The organism is Variovorax sp. WDL1, assembly GCF_001541225.1.
Classification (GTDB): Bacteria; Pseudomonadota; Gammaproteobacteria; order Burkholderiales; family Burkholderiaceae_C; genus Variovorax.
Genome location: NZ_LMTS01000277.1, coordinates 1 through 1,189 on the forward strand (window position 1 = coordinate 1; position 1,189 = coordinate 1,189).

The 1,189-nt window shown below is 68.9% G+C and carries 1 protein-coding gene and 1 pseudogene; both read right to left on the minus strand.

Features of this window, described 5'->3' with window-relative positions; translation table 11 throughout:
• Window positions 1-387 (minus strand): annotated as a pseudogene (locus APY03_RS33925) (hypothetical protein); the annotation flags it as partial.
• 242 nt (window positions 388-629) lie between these two features.
• Window positions 630-1,189, minus strand: a 560-nt coding sequence (locus tag APY03_RS33930) for a DNA cytosine methyltransferase (RefSeq protein WP_198161353.1), incomplete at its 5' end; no start/stop codon positions are given.

The following is a 1,189-nucleotide window of genomic DNA, read 5'->3' on the forward strand; positions in this document are numbered from 1 at the left end:
GCCGTCCTTGATGAACAGCACCTTGTTGCCGATGTCGCGGTTGAACGCGGTGCGCAGCTTGCGCTCCGCGTGCATGGCATCGGCCAGCTCGTCCACGAGGAAGTCGAGCGTCATGCCGATGAGAAGCGGCTCGTCGTCCTCGCGTTCGACGTCGGGCGATGCCGGCGGCAGGCTCTTGGCGAATTCCTCGGCCTGGGCCAGCAGCGCGGCCTGGCCCTGCAGCGCACGCACGAACGTCGAGCCACCGTGTCCGTCGTTGCGGGCTTCGGCGATGGGCCTGCCGTCGAACACGACGGTGGCGGTGAAGCACAGCGTTTCCTCGCTCGCGAAATCCGCGACCCAGAGGTTCTTGAGGGTGATGCGGTCTTGTCGGGTGATGGTGTTCATGGAAAGTCCTGATATCGACCGGGTTGACGACACGCCCCTGACGGGACGCGCATACATCCCGTGGGTTGGAGGAAGGTGGCATCGATGCCCGGTGTGCAGCGTTCGCCGGTGAGATGCCGGGGCGAACTGGCGGGTGGCGTGGGTGGAGCCCACGGCAGCCTTGACACCCAGGCTGCGGGCTGTTGCCGATGCGTCGGCAATGCAGGAGTAAGGATCGCGCGGCCCGTCGGGCGCGTCGTGCATCAATCCGAAGCCGTCGATCCCGTCTTGTGCAGGCACTGCATCAGCCGCTGGCCCAGCCACGCGACGCACGGCACGGCCATGGAGTTGCCGATCGCCTTGTAGCGCGGCGCGTCGGTGGCGGGCTTGCCGCGGTACGGGACCAGCGTGTAGTCGTCGGGCATGCCTTGCAGCCGCTCGCATTCCACAGGCATCAGCCGACGTACCCGCCACTGCGACCAGTCGCCCGGGCCGGGGTCGTTCCAGTCGTAGCGGAAATGTGCCTCGAAGTCAGGTGCCAGCACATGCGGCTTGTCGGCACCGCCGCTGCTGGTGCGCAGCGCGGTCGAGACGCCATCGCCCAGTTCGGCGGCCAGGCCTTCGGCGCGACCGCGCAGCGCCACGCCGACCACCATCGGCCGGCCTTGGCCCGGCTTGCCGCCCCCCGTGGAGAGCGTCCCGGCAAGCTGGCCGTAGCCGGATTCCAGCCGCAGCTCGCCGCGGGAGTTCTGCGCGAACGCGATGGCCGGCACCACGCCGGCATTCGCGTGGCTGAGGCGATGTCCGCCGGCACGCAGCGTCG